We start from the raw sequence: 585 nt of genomic DNA on the forward strand, positions 1-585 counted from the left end.
GCGACGCGACCGCTGCGAGGCGGCCCTGTGCCTCCACGGCGAAGGTCTGCCGACCAAAGAGATCGCTCGCCGTCTCGGCGCATCCCGCAACGCCGTGCGCCGCTGGGTGCGGGCGGGCCGGTTCATGCCCTACCGCCGCGCACCGGGTTCGAGCCTGCTCGATCGCTATCTCCCCTTCGTCGAGGCACGCTGGCGGGAGGGCCAGCACAGCGCCACCGTCCTCCACCGCGCGTTGCACGCGCAGGGCTTCATTGGCAGCTACGACATCGTCCGGCGCTGGGCCTCACGACGGAGGCAGGATGGGCCTGCGCGATCACCGTCCGCCCGGGTCCCCTCGACGCGCCGCATCACCCGTTGGCTCACCGCCGACCCGACCTCGCTGTCTCGGGAGGATCTCGCCTTCACCGAAGCGCTCTGCAGCGCCGCACCGAAGCTGAAGCAGGCCTCCGAGGATATAGGCGCCTTCGCCGAGCTCCTGCGCCAGAACGATCCCACCGGACTGACGCCCTGGCTGGAAGCTGCAGCCGCGACCGATCTCGGCGGCTTCGTCACCGGGCTCCGGCAGGACGAGCCAGCCGTGCGCGC

General features: G+C 71.6%; 1 protein-coding gene. It reads left to right on the forward strand.

The window, feature by feature from the left end; all coding sequences use genetic code 11:
* Positions 1–585 (forward strand): helix-turn-helix domain-containing protein (locus FV233_RS29775; protein WP_187278282.1); only part of this gene is annotated, 585 nt, incomplete at both ends.

This window comes from Methylobacterium sp. WL7 (assembly GCF_008040085.1).
Lineage (GTDB): Bacteria > Pseudomonadota > Alphaproteobacteria > Rhizobiales > Beijerinckiaceae > Methylobacterium > Methylobacterium mesophilicum.